This is a genomic window from Mesorhizobium sp. M7D.F.Ca.US.004.03.1.1 (genome assembly GCF_003998635.1).
GTDB classification, from domain to species: domain Bacteria; phylum Pseudomonadota; class Alphaproteobacteria; order Rhizobiales; family Rhizobiaceae; genus Mesorhizobium; species Mesorhizobium loti.
The window spans coordinates 1-1027 of sequence record NZ_RZQG01001415.1; the positions used below are offsets into that span (position 1 = coordinate 1).

General features: G+C 62.8%; 2 protein-coding genes. Both read left to right on the forward strand.

Annotated elements, in window-relative coordinates; all coding sequences use genetic code 11:
• Positions 1 to 241 (forward strand): GreA/GreB family elongation factor (locus tag EN935_RS37545; protein WP_206534687.1); only part of this gene is annotated, 241 nt, incomplete at its 5' end.
• A gap of 162 nt (positions 242 to 403) precedes the next feature.
• On the forward strand, positions 404 to 967 hold the full coding sequence (locus EN935_RS37550) for a nucleoside-diphosphate kinase (RefSeq protein ID WP_127265138.1): 564 nt from the start codon (positions 404 to 406) through the stop codon (positions 965 to 967).
• Positions 968 to 1027: the final 60 nt, after the last annotated feature.

A 1027-nucleotide genomic window follows, 5' to 3' on the forward strand; every position in this document is an offset into this window, starting at 1 on the left:
CGCCAAAACCGTCACGCTGGTTTTTCCTGGCGGTGCGGATATCTCCGAAGGCAAGGTTTCAATCCTCACGCCGATCGGCACGGCCCTAATTGGCCTCTCGGCCGGACAGTCGATCATGTGGACCGCGCGCGACGGGCGCCGGCACGAACTGACGGTGCTTGCCGTGAGCCAGCCCGCTCCGGAAGGCGATGCAGGCGATCGGCGCGCGCCAGCGACTTCGACGATTGCGGCGGGCGTCTAGACATGGGCGTTTCCATCCGTCTCCTCAATCACGCGGGCAGCCTGATCGCGGGAGTGTAACCCCTGTACCGGCCTGTCCTGGCCCGGCACAGGGGTAGCTCTCCACACCCGATCAATTGCTTGACGCCGGATCCCCTTTTCGTGGGCCGGCCGGAGACGCACCATGCCCACTATCGATAGCTGTCAACTGACGACCAAGGACTACACGATTCTTGAAGTGATGCAGGAGCGCCGCCCAGCCCGCGGCGATGCCTTCTCGGCTATCCTTCAACGGAAGATTTCGAGCGCAGTTGTAGTGTTTCGGGAAGACATCCCGGCCACCGTCGTGACACTCAGCACCCGCGTCGCTTATCGGGTGAACGACGGCCCTGCCGAAACCCGCATCGTCGCACATGACGAGATGCGCGGTCTGGTCGGCATGCTTTTGCCGATCACCAATCCGCGCGGCCTGGCGCTGCTAGGTCTGGCTGAAGGTCAGTCCATGTCCATTCCGACTGCGGGCGGCGGCCTTGAAACGCTGACCGTGCATGAAGTGGTCTATCAACCCGAAGCCGCAAGGCGCGAGAGATTGAAGCTGACTGGGAATGCAGCGTCGGTCTCATGGCGACAGGGCGGACCGGTTCTGCGCGTCGTCCATCGTTCCGAGGAGTTGCAAGACAAAGCGGAGAACAAAGTCATGGCGGCTTTCGACACCGGGTTCGACGACCCGGGTCCGTCGGCCGCCTGAGGCCTCGACTATCCCGAAGGCTGTGAAGGCGGGTAGACAAGCGTTCTGTCGGCTCTCTGT